We start from the raw sequence: 15,174 nt of genomic DNA, 5'->3' as shown, positions 1-15,174 counted from the left end.
CAGTATGGTCAATAAATTAAGAGGTCTATATGAGTCTGAAAAAATCACATAAGAGTTATCCGCAGGCATTTAAAGATGAAGCCGTCTTGATGGTGCTGGAGCAAGGTTATAGCGTTGCCGATGCGGCAAAGTCTCTTGGAGTTAGCACGAGCCTGCTTTACAACTGGAAGGAAAAACACGAAGCCCTGCAACAAGGCATCACCTTAGAAGAGTCTGAGCGTGATGAGTTGAAGCGATTGCGTAGAGAAAACAAAGAATTACGCATGGAAAAAGAAATTCTAAAAAAGGCAAGCGCCTTCTTTGCGAGAGAAATGAAGTAAGATTTCGTTTCATCAAACTGCAATCTCACCTGTTTCCCATAACACTGTTATGTCGAGTAATGAGTGTCAGTAAGTCAGGCTATTACGATTGGCATAAACGCCCTGCAAACGTGATAAGCGTTGAAACACTGAAGCTTTATCGCCTTGTTCGACAGCTATTTAAGCAAAGTCGAGGCAGCTTAGGGAATCGTGAAATGGTGAAGAAATTGCGCAAGGAAGGCTACCAGGTTGGTCGCTATCTCGTTCGTAAAATTATGCACCGCCTTCGACTCAAAGCAACCCAGCGATGTGCTTACAAGGTGACGACACAGCGAAAACACTCAGATGCAGTGGCTGATAACCTGTTAAACATGAACTTTAATCCAGTATCGGCTAATCAGGTCTGGGCGGGTGACGTGACCTATTTAAAGACGGGTGAAGGCTGGATGTACTTAGCTGTGGTGATGGATTTATATTCACGCCGGATTGTGGGATGGCGCATAGACAAACGCATGACCACAGATTTGATATCCAAGGCATTAATAAAAGCCTACAACCTGCGACAACCAGCGCGAGGGCTGGTATTTCACAGTGACCGAGGCTCGCAATATACCAGTAAACAATTCGGTAGGCTGCTATCGAGCTATGGTATCCGAGCCAGCATGGGTGATGTGGGTGCGTGTTGGGATAATGCCGTTGTTGAGCGATTCTTTGGTAGCTTGAAACACGATTGGATTTTTAAAGTTGCTCAACCAACAAGGGAGTTTATGAAGCAAGATGTGACGGCTTACATCAAATATTACAACTTGGAGCGACTTCATTCTGCTAATAACGATCTGTCACCTGTAGAGTTTGAGAATTCTCAAGTAAAAGTGTCCAGTTTGGGTTGACCAGTACAGTTCCAGAAAAAGACTGATTATTAGCAGTACCAGAAGCTGTGATTTTGACAACACCAGGCGTTAGTCCTGTGGCGATACCATTACTCGCCACGCGAGCAATTTCTTCATTGCTACTACTCCAGATAATTTCTTTATTTTCAGTTACGTTCAAAGCTTGGCCATCAGACAAAAAGACTGTCGCTGTAAAGCCAATGGATAATCCTTTCGGAACATTATCTGAGGCAGGAGTCACTTGTAATGCAGTAACAATAGCAGGGGTGACAGTGAGCGCGGCCGTACCTACAATGCTTTGACCTTTAGTATTTTTAATAGACGCTGTAATAGAGGTTTTTCCGGTTTCTAACGCAACCGTTGTTCCTGAACCATCTATCACTGCGATATTTTTGTTGCTACTTGTCCATGCAATTGAGGGGGAATTTGTCACATCAATAACACTGTCATCACTCATGATCGCCAAAGCAATAAACTGACTAGACAGTCCTACAGGCAACTGTTTAGTCGGTGGTGTAACCTGTAGCGAAACAACGTCAATACCCGGCTCTATGGGGGGGCGGTGTAATGCAACCACAATCCTCCTGACTGCACCCAAAAAACAACAATAAACAGCTGATAACTAACAGCTCTCTGTATAATTTCATCGAATTGTCCCTCAAATTATTAGGGCAGACTTGAACTGACGATTTCCTGTTTATGATCTGTGTTGTTTGTCAGTTTAGCTGACTTTGTTTTCTAAAAGCACAAACGGCTGCGCAGAGACCTCCGGAGCGCTAACACAATGCTTAGACGTTTTGCTTCATCGTTAATTGTTCATCCCATTCAGAATATTATTTTGATTTAAGCCAAATAAACATTGAACTTCTTTATTCGGAAACAAAGTAAGTTAAGCCCTAAGTTAAATTCAATTCGGTCTCAACCTGTTTTTAATCAAATATACATTTTTCCCTTAAATATACAGATACTAAATATAGTTGATAGAGTGAATTTTTTACAAAATATACATTCAGGAATGTTTACTGAGGAAAGTGTGATTCAGCTAGCCTTAACAATCATGTGACGTTTATTACGCCGGATAGGATGCAATGGTGTGAATATGTCATTTGTAAACAATGAGTCTTAATATCGCGCTGCATTTCTGTGCGATAGTGACGATAGTGTTGCCAATCTCATTGGCAACACTATTGTTCGCTTCAAGTTTAATATACTCAGAGTGGAGCTACGCTAGTCGAGTGGCTTGCAATATTTTTCAATTGGAGTCTTGTGATTAACTGCGCTCTTTGCGGCTCAAGCTCATCAAAATGTTGCTGATATGGGGCTAATGATGTGATCCCTGAACAGAGGGCAAATTTACCTAGAGGGTTATACATGAATTGGCTTACTTCAGCCATAAACCAAGGATTTGGGCAAGTATGCAGGGGGGTAGTGCCATCTAAAATAGCCGCGTAGCGGTTCACTGTGTCTTGATGTTGCATTAGAGGCATGAGTAACCACTGAGTCACAGTTGCAGTGATATCTGTATTATCAGTCGTCTGCATTGCTTTGGTCATGCGATTTAGGAAATACCATTCACCCACTTTTGTTTTTTCAAATGCAGTCACCTCGGCAGGGATCGGCGTTTGCCAGCTAATAGGGATTACGTTGCTTAATTGAGAGTGTGACAGTTGACCTAGTATCAATTCACCAAACTTCATGTTTGTTGATATGCCGCTTTTACTGGCGTTTTTTATCAGCAGTGCATGGGTATTTGCCGCCACTCGTTGCCAAAAGAACATATCTTGATTAATTGCTTCGGCAATCTGCTGCGGTGGCATGGTTTGAGCCTGTGCCAGTAAATCAATGAAATAGAGCTTTTGTGCCGTGAGGAGATGTGAAAGTGATGGTGAAGACAAAAATACATTAAATTGGCTGCCTTCTTGCCAAGTAGTTAACTGGATTAATGTTTTATATCGAGTGATTAATTCGGCGTGTGTAGCGAGGAGTTCGTTAAAATATGTTTGCTCTGTCAGTACAGGGAGGCAACTAGACAGAAAATCATCACGGTTAATGCATTCATTGAAAGGTGTTTGAGGTTTTTCTATACGAGCAGTGTTTAGCGTTGGTGCATGCTCCAACATACCAATCTGTTGTATGGTTTGGAGTCGTGATATGCCTTCATCTACTGGCGAGGTGCCACTCTTGGCATCAAAGCCCAGTGCATAGAGATAAGCATTTTGAGTTTGGTTATTTGCCAGCGCCTTATCACTCTCTTGAATTTCAAGTAGATAGGCTTTTGCCTGTTCAGAGGCTGGGCTATCTTTCAGATTGATCACTAGAAGAGCCAGATAAAGCCCAACAGGTACCAATAATATCGTCAGTAAAGTCCATTTTATTGCGATTTTAAAATATTTCATCAACAGTCCTTTCTTGCTAATTGGTTACAATTTGTTTACATGATGTAGCATTTTTGTGCTTTGTGAAAGTAAATTTGTATAAAAACAATAGTGATAAAAGCCAAGTTTTAGGACTGCCTCGCTTTAACAATCATCAAGAGTTTATTGCATCGGGTAGGATGTAATGGTGTTATTTGATATGTCATTCGTTAAAAATGAGAGAAACGACTCAGCCACAGTAGCGAGAACAATATTAGTTGTTTTCGCTGCTATGGCTGAATTCTATATTGAGTTAATTATTTCAACGTCTCCGGGACAATAGGGTAATGATCCCACAGTTGGCCATCATTCATTGAGCGCACTAACTTGATATATTCAGCGTGAGTCCAAGCAAGCGGAGTGGCAGAGTTAGTGCCTTGACCGAGTCGATATTGATAACGTGTGGCGTTACCAACACCATCCCATGCCTGCTCGGGGAGCATCATGCCGGCATTAGCAAAGGTTTCCATACCTTGTACATAGGTATTGATAAGTTGTTGCTTGGTTTGCTGTCCTTTCGTGCCAGTCAATTCCCCCTTTGCACTTGCTAAAGCCAGTTCAAAATGTCCCCGCTCGCCGGTGAAGAAGGGCCATACTCGGCCGCGTTGATTGTCGCTATTACCACCCGATTCAGCGTAGTTCGCGCCAGTGACAGTGTCTTCGCCATAGCCATCGTTACCATAACGCCTAAAGCCCGGAACACTGCTGCCGTCTTTTGCGGTAAAGCTATATTTGAGGCGTAGATTGTCTTCTAGCTTAGTGTTATCTACAAGTGCCAGACTTTGATTGATGAGCTTGTCGGTTGCGCCACGCACGCCATAGCGCACCAGTTCTAAAAAGCCTGCATCGAGGATCTGGCGTTGATCTAATCCCGCTTTACCGTTATTTGCAGCCAGTTTAGTCGCAGTGTTTGGCTCACCATGGGGGCTTAATCGCAGATAATAAGGAGTACTCACGCCTTGGCTATCCGTGAGCAACCCTTGGGTCGTCACTAAGTGTTTTTCAAGCTGTTGATTAAGCGTTTTGGCAGAATCTAAATAGCGCTGGCTGGCATTGAGATCATTCACCGCTTTGGCAATATCACTTGCTGTCACTAAACCTGCGATCACCGCGGCCGTGGTGGAGGGTGAGAAGCCCGCTTGTTCTTCCCAGCGTTCTTGCTGGGTTTTTGGCGGTGTGACTGGCGTGTGGTTCCAGTCAAGATTAACCTCGCCGCCGCTGACTAAAAAGTCCGCCGCGCCTTTTAACATCTCTTGATACCAATAGCTCAGTTCAGTTTGACTTAGCCCACCCGCTTGCCAGAGTTTCCAGCCGAGCATAATGGGCATGGCCGTTTGGTCAAGCTGTACGCCCACCCATTCAATTTGGCCATCCACATGGGTCTTTTGTAAAAACCAGCCGGGCGTGCCGCTAAAGCCTGAGGTTTTATCACTCACTTGCACTTTTTTAAGGTATTCGAAGGCGACTTTGGGGGTTTGGGTATCACCCATGGCCAAAAATGCCATCGCGCATTGATAAAAGTCGCGCGGCCAAACGGCCTTGTAACCTGTACTGGGGGTGATGGCCGAGACGGTATCACCCCAAGGGTTGGATAGTGATGCGATAAGTGCGCCTGCATAGGTTTTATCTTCCTGCGCTTTGAGTACCATGGCGCTGGTGTAGAGCAGTTTGCCATTATCTGTGGTGCTTTTTGCCATCCCTGCGATTGCGGGCAGTGACTGTAAATAACTGCGCCATCCAGCGTTGTATTGACCTAACACAGCATCGTAACCTGCATTTAACGTAGCCTTGGCATTGGTTAAGCTGCTTAACTCATCGTGGCCAAATCCAATCGCTAAATTGATGTTAAGCGGTTGATTTGGTGTTACTTCTGGATAACTCGCGGTAAAGGCGATATTGCCTTGAGTACGATTATCGGGCGCACTTGTGGCGCTATACAGGGTATCCAGTGTGCCGTTGTCGGCTAAATCGGCAAGCCCATCTGAGATACCCTCAAAGCCTGTAGTTGCGCGCACAAAGTTGATATCGGATTTGACCGTCATCACGCTGCTGTGCGGGGCGGCGGTGTAGGCGATAAGCGCTTGATGATCGATTCGGCCTATATCATTGGCTCCCGCATTATCAATATGAGGATTAACGTATAAATGCGGCGTGATACCTGCTTCAAAGGCGGTAAAAGTGACGCGCATCACCAACGTATCGCGGCCTGGATCGGTGAAAATATGTTTTTCTATCTGATACTTACCTTCAACATCACGATTGATTATCTTATAGGCCAAGGATTGCGGTCGGCCATTGGCATCGGTATCTAAATATTCAATACTGCTGATGGTATTGTCTTTTTCGGTATCGACAAAGCCATTGCCGGTGATCACAAATTGCAATTCTTTGAGCTGAGCATTGTGGATAAGGCCGAACATGGTCTCGGTTAAAATCCCCTGCGCAATCGAGAACCACACCCGGCTAATGGGGTTTTGCTGGCTATCTTGATATTGCCCTTGGGTATAAGGCTCATAGGATGTGCCAATACCGGTTTTGCCGGAGAATGCCCAAGTTGGCGCTTTGCCGGGAGCACCGGGGGCAATGTTATAGCTTGCCGTGTTTATCTCGTTATTTGATACGGCATTGGAGGTGGTTGATGAAGCCGATTTATCCGCTATCGGTGAACAGGCGCTCAAACTGGCCAATCCGATAAGGCTGGCTGTGATCGCTAAGGCAATGGGCTTTAAGGTTAAACTGCTACTGTGTTGCTTGAGTTGGCCACAGTCTTGTTTAGGCTGCTCGGTAAATGGCATGTTCATCAAAATCTCCCCAGTCATGATGTTGTTATAATTAATCTTTTTGAAATTTTGGTATTTAAAAGCTAAGTGGCTGAACCATGGCGCTTGATATACGCAAACGCCATGACTCCGTCGGTGGTAGGGTAAATAGCTTATCAATGCGGTGTCAGGGCTTTCGGTTGCTCAACAAAGAGCACGGCAATCCCTGCACAGAGCATAAATACGCCACCAGTGATCAGGGCATAGATGGGTTGACCATCAAATAATCCATTAAGAATTAAGCCTAAAACACTGGCTGCGAGTAGCTGTGGGATCACGATAAAGAAGTTAAAAATGCCCATATACACGCCCATTTTTTTCGGTGGCAAGGTGCCCGATAATATGGCGTAAGGAATCGAGAGAATTGAAGCCCAGGCGATACCCACACCTATCATGGCTAGCCATAACAGGTTGGGATCCTTGATAAAATAAAAACTGATCAAACCAAAACCGCCACAGAACATATTGAAGGTATGAGTGAGTTTGATCCCGATACGTTTGGCAAGTAGCGGAATAAATAGCGCCGCAATAGCAGAAAATCCATTGTAGGAGGCAAAGAGTACACCCACCCAATCAGCACCATCGTTATAGGCTTGGGATAATACATCGCTACTGCCAAAGTGATAGGAGGTCACCGCCGATGTGGTGTAGATCCACATCGCAAACAGTGCAAACCAAGAAAAAAATTGCACTATGGCTAACTGATGCATGGCTTTTGGCATATGGAATAAATCGTCCACCACGTTAAACACCATGCCAAGCTGTGCGCGTTGGCTCGGTTGGGATTGGCTTAAACGAAGCGCGCAATAGAGCTGTAATGGTCCAAAGGCAAATATCCCAATGCTCAAAATATACAACTGTTTATCTAAATCCTGCGCCCAAACGGTAAAGGTAAGCAGGGCGCCTAATCCCATCCAAACGAAGGACGCAAATTGGTAATCCTTGTGTGTGCGGCTGCGTTTACATTGTTCTTCCACATCGGTCTTGGTTTTAGCATGGAAAGCCGCAAGCTCCTCGGGAGAATATTCTTTGGTCGAAATCACGGTCCAAGTCACTGCAAGAAATAGCACTGTGCCGCCAAAATAAAAGGCATAACGCACTGAATCGGCAATTTCCCCTGCGGGCGCTGTATTGGCAACATTAAAAAAGTTGCTGAGTATATAGGGCAGGGCTGAGGCTACAACCGCGCCAATGCCGATAAAAAAGCTTTGCATGGCATAGCCTTGGGTACGCTGGCTGGGGGGTAAATTATCGCCAACAAAAGCTCGAAAGGGTTCCATTGCAATATTTATCGACGCATCCATAATCCACAGCATACCTGCGGCAATCCAGAGTGTTGGAGAATGCGGCATCACAAAAATCGCTAGCGTGGTCAATATGGCGCCGATTAAAAAATAAGGACGGCGGCGACCGAGGCACCCCCACGTGTTATCACTGAGATAACCAATAATGGGTTGCACAAGTAGACCGGTTAATGGTGCGGCAATCCACAGGATCGGAATTTCATCAATGGAAGCGCCAAGGGTTTGGAAGATCCGGCTGACGTTGGCATTTTGCAGAGCAAAGCCGAACTGGATCCCCAAAAAGCCAAAGCACATATTAAATATTTGCCAGAAATTAAGCTCGGGTTGAACGCTATGGGTGGCATGGGAATGCGTCGTTGCTGAGAAACTGTCTAATTGGGTAACCGTGTGATCCGCGGACATGGAACTTCCCTTCAGTTGCGGGCAGCAGAGGGCTGCCTTGAGTCATTTATCGTTATAATTTGAAAGCCTAATCAATGGCTTTTTGCTCAGTTTACGCGTTATTGTGCTAGTTCCCTGTGCTTGCTAAAAAGACGTCCTGCGAGGCTGAAAAAATGGCGAATATACCTCTCCCTCAGAAGCATATTCGCCAATAAATTCATTTTCATACTGTAAGCTAGAAGCTGATGTAAAAGCTAATGAGTAGAAAAGAACCTAAGCCTGACAGCTATCCTCACAGGCAACTACCAGAAACGACCTCACAGCGTTCAACCCCACAAGCAGAGGGTGAAACTAGCGAATTTATAGTAGCCGCAGCGCTAATTGGCACACAACCACTTACATACGTATTCATCATCAATTGATAACTCAGGTTAAACGGTTGCGTAACCTAATTGCGGCTGATTTTACACACCTGTGGGGTTGTGAGTATCCAGTCAGTGGTAAAAGTGTCAGCGGCAGTAAGCAATGGACGCATTTGCTGAGCTTATGCTATTGATACTGCAAGAATAATGGAACAGTATGTCAGCAGATGCTCTCATGTGGTCATTAATTAGCACCTGTGTAAATTTATTATGTTTTTGAATATAAAGGATATCTATGTTTGTTATTAGCTTAACCTACAAAAAGCCACTTGCAGATGTTGAGCTGCATTTAGCGGCGCATATTGCTTATCTTGATGCGTATTACGCCAAGGGCGTTTTTATTGCCTCCGGCCGGAAGGTGCCACGCACGGGTGGCGTGATCTTCGCCAAGGCGGAGTCGCGTGCAGTACTCGAGGCTATTTTGCAGCAAGATCCCTTCTACATTGAAGACGTGGTTGAGTTTGATGTGGTGGAATTTGTACCAACCAAAGCCGCCCCGGGATTAGAACAACTCATTGAGGTGCTTTAGCTATCGTTTGTTAAAGGATCAAATTGCGCATTGTTATTGCTTGATTATAAACACCTTTTTAAAAAATTTAAGTGTTTAGTCTAAACCCCTTGCAAGAGCGATAATATCATCGGCAAGCACAATCATAAGCGCTTGCCGCTTTCTGTGTTGTCACTAAGCCCGACAATTTGAAGCTATCGAGAAAACACAGCATGGCTGACATAGAGGCAATTAGGGCGTGTTGACGTTTCAGGGTTATTTTTGCAGCCAAATGCTGCCTGAAGGGTTCGTCTGGCAAGCCCGTGCTCTTACTTTCTGTCATAAGAGCAGCTCGTCATTTGAGTAGAATAACGACACATCATTCCTCGTTTCGCGAGCACGAGCTTGCCAGAACGAACAAAATTTAATCTCGAAACGTCAACACGCCCTAATATCAATCCTATTAAATCTCTGTTTATGCAACGGGAGTTCAACGCGCTTTAGGCAAGGCGATGACTTCGTAACCTATAATGTGTAAAAATTAACTGTTTACGCCGATGATATTTGCTATAAATGCAATAATTGCGGGTGTTGGCGCGGGAAAGAAAATGAAAACTCGGTCCGATGATTTAGAAATACTGCTTGCCGTCGTCGACAGTGGTGGTTTTTCAGCGGCAGCTGAGCTGTTAGATATTCAAGTTGCTCGCGTGTCTCGAGCGGTGAGCAAGGTTGAAAGCCAAGTTGGTGTTTCAATTTTAAATCGCACGACTCGCCGGCTCGAATTAACCGAGGAAGGCCGCCAATTTGTTGAAACCATCCGGCTTGGCTTATTACAGATCCAGCAAGCTGAAGAGGAGATCATCACTCGTGGAGAGCTACCAAGAGGTCGTTTACGTGTCGATGCCGCCAGTCCCTTTGTGTTTCATCAATTAGTGCCGCTTATCCGGCCATTTAAGCAAACCTATCCCGATATTGAATTGGAACTGACCTCCAACGAAGGTTTTGTCGATTTGCTTGAAAAGAAAACCGATCTCGCGATCCGCATTGGCAACTTAACCGATTCGACTTTGCATGCTAGGCCGCTTGGGAAAAGTTTGCTTTACATTGTGGCCTCACCAGATTACCTATCAAGGCGCGGTTTTCCCAATAAAAGCAGCGATTTAATTCACCACGATTCGCTGGGATTTTCTACCCCTAAAACACTCAATGATTGGCCACTGAAAGGATTTACTCGGCTTACACCTACATTAACCTCGAGTAACGGTGAAACGTTAAGGCAACTTGCGTTAACAGGCAACGGTATTGCCTGCCTATCGGGATTTATGGTGAAAAAGGATATCGCTGAAGGGCGTTTAATCCCCTTATTGGAGAGTGAAAAAATCAGCAATAGCGGCCGAGAGCATATCAATGCGGTGTACTATAAATCTTCTACCGTCGCGAAACGTATCTCAGCCTTTATTGATTTTATTCAGCCTAAGCTAGCACTGTAGGGCTTCAGAACGATATCCATCCTACTGACGTGTCCGTGGGCATTTTTGCATTTACAACAAAAATCATTTGTCTTTATTGCGCTCAATGTCTCTTGTGGAGTTTGCTAGTATGCCTGCAACGAAATGAGAGGGTTATATTATGACGCAATCACTGTTTCAACCGATCACCTTGGGTGCATTAACACTCAAAAACCGCATCGTTATGCCGCCAATGACTCGCTCAAGAGCCAGTCAGCCTGGCGATGTGGCCAATCATATGATGGCAATCTATTATGCTCAGCGCGCGAGTGCAGGACTTATTGTCTCTGAAGGCACACAGATTTCTCCAACTGCAAAAGGCTATGCTTGGACCCCAGGGATTTATACGCCTGAACAGATCGCGGGCTGGCGTATTGTCACTGAAGCCGTACATGCTAAAGGCTGCGCGATTTTCGCTCAGTTATGGCATGTGGGCCGGGTGACTCATCCTGACAATATCGATGGTCAACAACCGATTTCTTCATCAACATTAAAAGCGGAAAACGTAAAAGTGTTTGTCGACAACGGCAGTGATGAACCAGGTTTTGTTGATGTGGCAGTGCCTCGGGCCATGACAAAGGCGGATATTGCGCAAGTGATCGCCGATTATCGTCAAGCGGCGCTCAATGCCATGGAGGCTGGCTTTGATGGCATTGAACTTCACGCCGCTAATGGCTATTTGATCAACCAATTTATTGATTCAGAAGCCAACAACCGCAGCGATGAGTACGGCGGTAGCCTTGAAAATCGCCTACGTTTTCTAGACGAAGTGGTTGCGGCATTGGTCGATGCCATCGGTGCTGAGCGTGTGGGTGTGCGCTTAGCGCCCCTTACGACCCTCAATGGCACTGTGGATGCGGATCCTATTTTGACCTATACCGCTGCCGCTGCGTTACTTAACAAACATCGCATTGTTTATCTGCATATTGCTGAGGTGGATTGGGACGATGCGCCTGATACACCAGTCTCTTTTAAACGTGCCTTACGAGAGGCGTACCAAGGCGTTTTGATTTACGCGGGTCGTTATAATGCGGAAAAAGCGGAGCAGGCTATCAACGATGGTCTAGCTGATATGATTGGTTTTGGACGACCTTTTATTGCCAATCCGGATTTACCCGAGCGGCTACGACACGGCTATCCCTTGGCTGAGCATGTGCCAGCAACGCTGTTTGGTGGTGGCGAAAAGGGGTTAACTGACTATCCAACTTATCAAGCTTAGGAGGAAGTATGTTCAAGGCATTCAAAGGTCATGCATTAGAGACCAAAAACCGTATCGTGATGGCCCCAATGACTCGCTCACGTAGCACCCACCCGGGGGATGTGCCGAACGAGATGATGGCTAACTATTATCGCCAGCGAGCCAGTGCAGGATTGATTATTACCGAAGGCGCGCCTGTATCTGCGGTGGCGCGGGGCTATTCAATGACGCCAGGCATTTATACTCCAGCGCAGATTGAAGGCTGGAAAAAGGTCACTGAAGCGGTGCACCAAGAAGGTGGGAAAATCTTTATCCAACTCTGGCATGTCGGTCGTCGTAGTCATTCGAGCGTGTCTGGCGCTGAGCCTCTTGCGCCATCAGCGATCAAAATTCCAGACCAAGTATTCGGCCCATTGCCTGAAGGTGGCTTTGGCATGATTGAAACGCAGCAGCCAAAGGCGATGAGCGAGCAAGACATCCAAGCGACCATCAGCGATTTTGTCCAAGCAGCACAAAACGCGATGTTAGCCGGTTTTGATGGGGTTGAAGTGCATGCGGCCCATGGCTATTTATTTGATACTTTTTTGCGCTTAGAAAGCAATCAACGGCAAGATCGCTACGGTGGCAGCCAAGAAAATCGGCTGCGTTTTTTAGTCGACACTTTGCAAGCCCTTACACAGACCATTGGATCAGGGAAAGTCGCTGTGCGTATCTCTCCCCATATTGGCGAGGGGTTTACCGGTGATAACCCTGAAATCATCCAATTAACCCTTGCCTTGTTACAAAAGCTGCAACCGATGAATCTTGCCTATGTGCATTTTTCTGAAAACATCTCGCGCTATGTGGAAGTCTCTGACGCATTTCGTCAGCAAGTGCGCCGTGTGTATCAACACCCCATAATGGTGGCGGGGAAATTAACCAAGCAATCTGCTCAGCGTTTACTCGACCAACACTACGCAGACTTTGTGGCATTTGGCACGCCCTTTGTGACGAATCCGGATTTAGTCGCGCGCTTTACCCATGACTGGCCATTAACCGAGTTTGATGCTGATGCTAGGCTTACCTTGTATGGCGGCGGTGAAGCAGGTTATATCGATTATCCTGCCTATCAGGCATAGCGTAAAAAATAATGACCTAGCTTAGGCGCTAAGTGCTCTCTTGGTGCCTAATGTTAAAAAGAGCGTTGTTAAAAATTGTGCTTTGTTTAAAAAGGAATCCCCATGGAGCAACATCAAGTTTGGGCATACCAAACTAAAACCCACAGTGTCACCTTGAATTCTGTGGACATCCCCGCCTTGGCAGCGGATGACATTTTGGTGCAAAACCAAGCCATCGGCATCAATCCTGTGGATTGGAAATTTATCAAGGCTAACCCTATCAATTGGTCGAATGGCCATGTGCCAGGTGTTGATGGTGCGGGTGTCATTGTAAAAGTGGGGGCGAAGGTCGATAGCAAGATGTTGGGTCGGCGAGTGGCCTATCACACCTCGCTAAAACGTCACGGCAGTTTTGCCGAGTTTACGGTTCTCAATACCGATCGAGTGATGACGTTGCCCGATAATCTGTCATTTGAGCGGGCGGCTGCTCTGCCTTGTCCTCTGCTTACCGCATGGCAAGCATTTGAAAAAATACCGCTGACAAAACAGCGCGAGGTGCTGATCGTTGGTTTTGGCGCGGTTAATAATCTGCTGACGCAGATGCTGAACAACGCGGGTTACGTCGTTGATCTCGTGTCTGCAAGCCTAAGCCAAGCACTCGCGGCAAAACGTGGTGTCCGGCATCTTTATCGGGAGCCATCCCAAGTTACGCAAAAATATTTCGCCATTTTTGATGCTGTCAATAGCCAAAATGCCGCGGCACTCGTGCCATCGTTAAAAGCCAATGGACACATTATCTGTATCCAAGACCGCATTCCCGCGCCGATAGATCCGGCATTTACCCGCACGATTTCTTACCATGAAATCGCCCTCGGGGCGTTACATGACTTTGGTGATCGTCAAGATTGGCAGATCCTCATGCAACAAGGGGAAGCACTATTAACGCTTATTGCCCAAGGTAAGATGGAGATCGCTGCGCCTGATATTTTTAGATTTGAGCAAATGATTGAAGCGCTAGACCATAGTGAACAAACCAAATTAAAAACAGTGTTAACCCTAAACGAGTGATAGATCTTTTGCTGGTTAGGGCGTTGTCGACTTGAATCCCTTGCGTGACAAGAAGAGGCTTAAATAACATCGTTAACTGAGTTAGAACACGCCCTAGGGAGTCACTCAAACCGTGGTGCCTATCACATGCAAGGTCAGATATTGGATGTTTGCGGGAATTTATCCGATATTTTGCCACTCAGTTTGCTATCATGCCGTTTTCCTCTTGAGACCTTACGCAGGTTTCCGCTGTTCGAGTCCCACTTTTATGTCTATTCAAACGCTGTTATCGACGGCTTTGGCAAAGCGCCATGGTTTTTTCCTACAAGCAGAACAAGATCATACCGATTGTTTTCGGGTGTTCCATGGCACTGTCGAAGGCATCAGTGGTTTGAATGTCGACCGTTATGGCGATACTTGGTTGGTGCAGAGTTTTCATCAAACCTTGACCGTTGAGGAGTTAGCCGAAATAGTGGCGGTGCTAACTCAAGAGATGGATTTGCCTGTGGTGTATAACGATCGCTCCGCTGGTCATTCCCGCGTGCTAAATGCATTAAGCCCTGAATTGGATGATATTGCCTGTGCCGAGTTGGTCATGCAGGAAAATGGGATTAAATTCACCACTAAGCTGCGCCATGAAGGACAAGATCCTTTGTTATTCCTTGATATGCGTATTGGCCGCGAATATGTGCGGGCACACAGTCAAGATAAAACCGTACTGAATTTATTTTCTTACACCTGTGGCATTGGCACCGCAGCGGCCATGGGCGGCGCCGAACGGGTTGTGAATGTCGACTTTTCTTCTTTTGCACTCGCTGCAGGGCGAACCAATGCCGAATTAAACCAAGTGTCTGAGGTGTGTGAGTTTGTACAGAGTGATGCGTTTCCGGCCCTGCGCCAATTAGCAGGTTTGAGTGTGGGAGGGCGCCGCAATCACAAATTACCCAGTTACCCTAAATTGGCGCAAACCCAATTTGATCTGGTATTTCTTGATCCGCCACGTTATGCCAAGAGCGCCTTCGGTATTGTCGATTTAGTCAATGATTATCAAGGGTTATTTAAACCCGCGTTATTATCAACTAAAACGGGTGGCACTATAGTGTGTTGTAATAATGTGGCTAAAGTGGACCGTCGAGATTGGTTTGATAGCCTAGTACGCTGCGTTGAAAAACAAGGCCGGAGTGTGACTGAATACACTTGGCTTGATCCCCATGAAGATTTCCCTTCTTTTGATGATAATCATCCACTTAAGATTGTTGCCTTGACCTTAAACTAACAGCATTATCAGCGGAATAGGGCGCTTAGATA

General features: G+C 46.0%; 12 protein-coding genes. 7 read left to right on the top strand and 5 right to left on the bottom strand.

The window, feature by feature from the left end; genetic code table 11:
* Positions 1–29 precede the first annotated feature (29 nt).
* Positions 30–1,189, top strand: a protein-coding gene (locus SO_RS11305) for an IS3-like element ISSod1 family transposase (protein WP_141135407.1) whose coding sequence is annotated in 2 segments (ribosomal slippage) — positions 30–279 and positions 279–1,189 — 1,161 coding nt in all. Because the reading frame shifts where the segments join, the coding sequence is not laid out codon by codon here.
* On the opposite strand, the gene SO_RS11300 is transcribed toward SO_RS11305, so the two are convergent.
* The 4 genes from SO_RS11300 to SO_RS11285 all read right to left on the bottom strand — a co-directional run bounded on the left by SO_RS11300 (position 1,125) and on the right by SO_RS11285 (position 8,128).
* Positions 1,125–1,766 carry an Ig-like domain-containing protein gene (locus SO_RS11300; protein WP_164925710.1) on the bottom strand — a complete coding sequence of 214 codons (642 nt, stop codon included), beginning with the start codon at positions 1,764–1,766 and terminating at the stop codon, positions 1,125–1,127. The genes SO_RS11305 and SO_RS11300 overlap by 65 nt on opposite strands.
* Positions 1,767–2,400: 634 nt before the next feature.
* Positions 2,401–3,585, bottom strand: coding sequence for a hypothetical protein (locus SO_RS11295; protein ID WP_011072435.1), 1,185 nt, complete (start codon positions 3,583–3,585; stop codon positions 2,401–2,403).
* 275 nt (positions 3,586–3,860) lie between these two features.
* On the bottom strand, positions 3,861–6,398 hold the full coding sequence (locus tag SO_RS11290; protein ID WP_011072434.1) for a glycoside hydrolase family 15 protein: 2,538 nt from the start codon (positions 6,396–6,398) through the stop codon (positions 3,861–3,863).
* 140 nt (positions 6,399–6,538) lie between these two features.
* The gene (locus SO_RS11285; RefSeq protein WP_011072433.1) at positions 6,539–8,128 is read right to left on the bottom strand and encodes an MFS transporter; all 1,590 of its coding nucleotides are present in this window, start codon (positions 8,126–8,128) and stop codon (positions 6,539–6,541) included.
* Positions 8,129–8,764: 636 nt separating this feature from the next.
* On the opposite strand from SO_RS11285, the gene SO_RS11280 reads away from it, so the two are divergent.
* Entirely contained in the window at positions 8,765–9,058 is a 294-nt protein-coding gene (locus SO_RS11280; RefSeq protein ID WP_011072432.1) for a YciI family protein, read from the top strand.
* 106 nt (positions 9,059–9,164) lie between these two features.
* Here SO_RS11280 and SO_RS11275 read toward each other — a convergent pair whose 3' ends face one another.
* Complete coding sequence (locus tag SO_RS11275; RefSeq protein WP_164925709.1) at positions 9,165–9,359, bottom strand: hypothetical protein; 195 nt, start codon at positions 9,357–9,359, stop codon at positions 9,165–9,167.
* Between the two features lie 265 nt (positions 9,360–9,624).
* Between SO_RS11275 and SO_RS11270 the strand changes: the two genes are divergently transcribed.
* The 5 genes from SO_RS11270 to SO_RS11250 all read left to right on the top strand — a co-directional run bounded on the left by SO_RS11270 (position 9,625) and on the right by SO_RS11250 (position 15,142).
* On the top strand, positions 9,625–10,506 hold the full coding sequence (locus SO_RS11270; RefSeq protein ID WP_011072431.1) for a LysR family transcriptional regulator: 882 nt from the start codon (positions 9,625–9,627) through the stop codon (positions 10,504–10,506).
* 139 nt (positions 10,507–10,645) lie between these two features.
* Positions 10,646–11,743 (top strand): alkene reductase, encoded by a 1,098-nt coding sequence (locus tag SO_RS11265; RefSeq protein ID WP_011072430.1) that lies wholly within the window; start codon positions 10,646–10,648, stop codon positions 11,741–11,743.
* Between the two features lie 8 nt (positions 11,744–11,751).
* Positions 11,752–12,840, top strand: coding sequence for an alkene reductase (locus SO_RS11260; protein ID WP_011072429.1), 1,089 nt, complete (start codon positions 11,752–11,754; stop codon positions 12,838–12,840).
* Between the two features lie 102 nt (positions 12,841–12,942).
* Positions 12,943–13,887 carry a zinc-binding dehydrogenase gene (locus tag SO_RS11255; RefSeq protein WP_011072428.1) on the top strand — a complete coding sequence of 315 codons (945 nt, stop codon included), beginning with the start codon at positions 12,943–12,945 and terminating at the stop codon, positions 13,885–13,887.
* A 247-nt stretch (positions 13,888–14,134) separates the two neighbouring features.
* Positions 14,135–15,142 (top strand): class I SAM-dependent rRNA methyltransferase, encoded by a 1,008-nt coding sequence (locus tag SO_RS11250; protein WP_011072427.1) that lies wholly within the window; start codon positions 14,135–14,137, stop codon positions 15,140–15,142.
* The last annotated feature ends 32 nt before the right edge of the window (positions 15,143–15,174 follow it).

This window comes from Shewanella oneidensis MR-1 (assembly GCF_000146165.2).
In the GTDB taxonomy this organism is placed as follows: domain Bacteria; phylum Pseudomonadota; class Gammaproteobacteria; order Enterobacterales; family Shewanellaceae; genus Shewanella; species Shewanella oneidensis.
Note: the sequence above shows the minus strand (reverse complement) of the source record. Positions and strands in the feature narration are given on the sequence as shown.

Excerpts from the sequence above, each read along its gene's own strand:
- SO_RS11295 (WP_011072435.1), bottom strand. The coding sequence starts at position 3,585 with ATGAAATATTTTAAAATCGCAATAAAATGGACTTTACTGACGATATTA.
- SO_RS11290 (WP_011072434.1), bottom strand. The coding sequence starts at position 6,398 with ATGCCATTTACCGAGCAGCCTAAACAAGACTGTGGCCAACTCAAGCAA.
- SO_RS11285 (WP_011072433.1), bottom strand. The coding sequence starts at position 8,128 with ATGTCCGCGGATCACACGGTTACCCAATTAGACAGTTTCTCAGCAACG.
- SO_RS11280 (WP_011072432.1), top strand. The coding sequence starts at position 8,765 with ATGTTTGTTATTAGCTTAACCTACAAAAAGCCACTTGCAGATGTTGAG.
- SO_RS11275 (WP_164925709.1), bottom strand. The coding sequence starts at position 9,359 with ATGACAGAAAGTAAGAGCACGGGCTTGCCAGACGAACCCTTCAGGCAG.
- SO_RS11270 (WP_011072431.1), top strand. The coding sequence starts at position 9,625 with ATGAAAACTCGGTCCGATGATTTAGAAATACTGCTTGCCGTCGTCGAC.
- SO_RS11265 (WP_011072430.1), top strand. The coding sequence starts at position 10,646 with ATGACGCAATCACTGTTTCAACCGATCACCTTGGGTGCATTAACACTC.
- SO_RS11260 (WP_011072429.1), top strand. The coding sequence starts at position 11,752 with ATGTTCAAGGCATTCAAAGGTCATGCATTAGAGACCAAAAACCGTATC.
- SO_RS11255 (WP_011072428.1), top strand. The coding sequence starts at position 12,943 with ATGGAGCAACATCAAGTTTGGGCATACCAAACTAAAACCCACAGTGTC.
- SO_RS11250 (WP_011072427.1), top strand. The coding sequence starts at position 14,135 with ATGTCTATTCAAACGCTGTTATCGACGGCTTTGGCAAAGCGCCATGGT.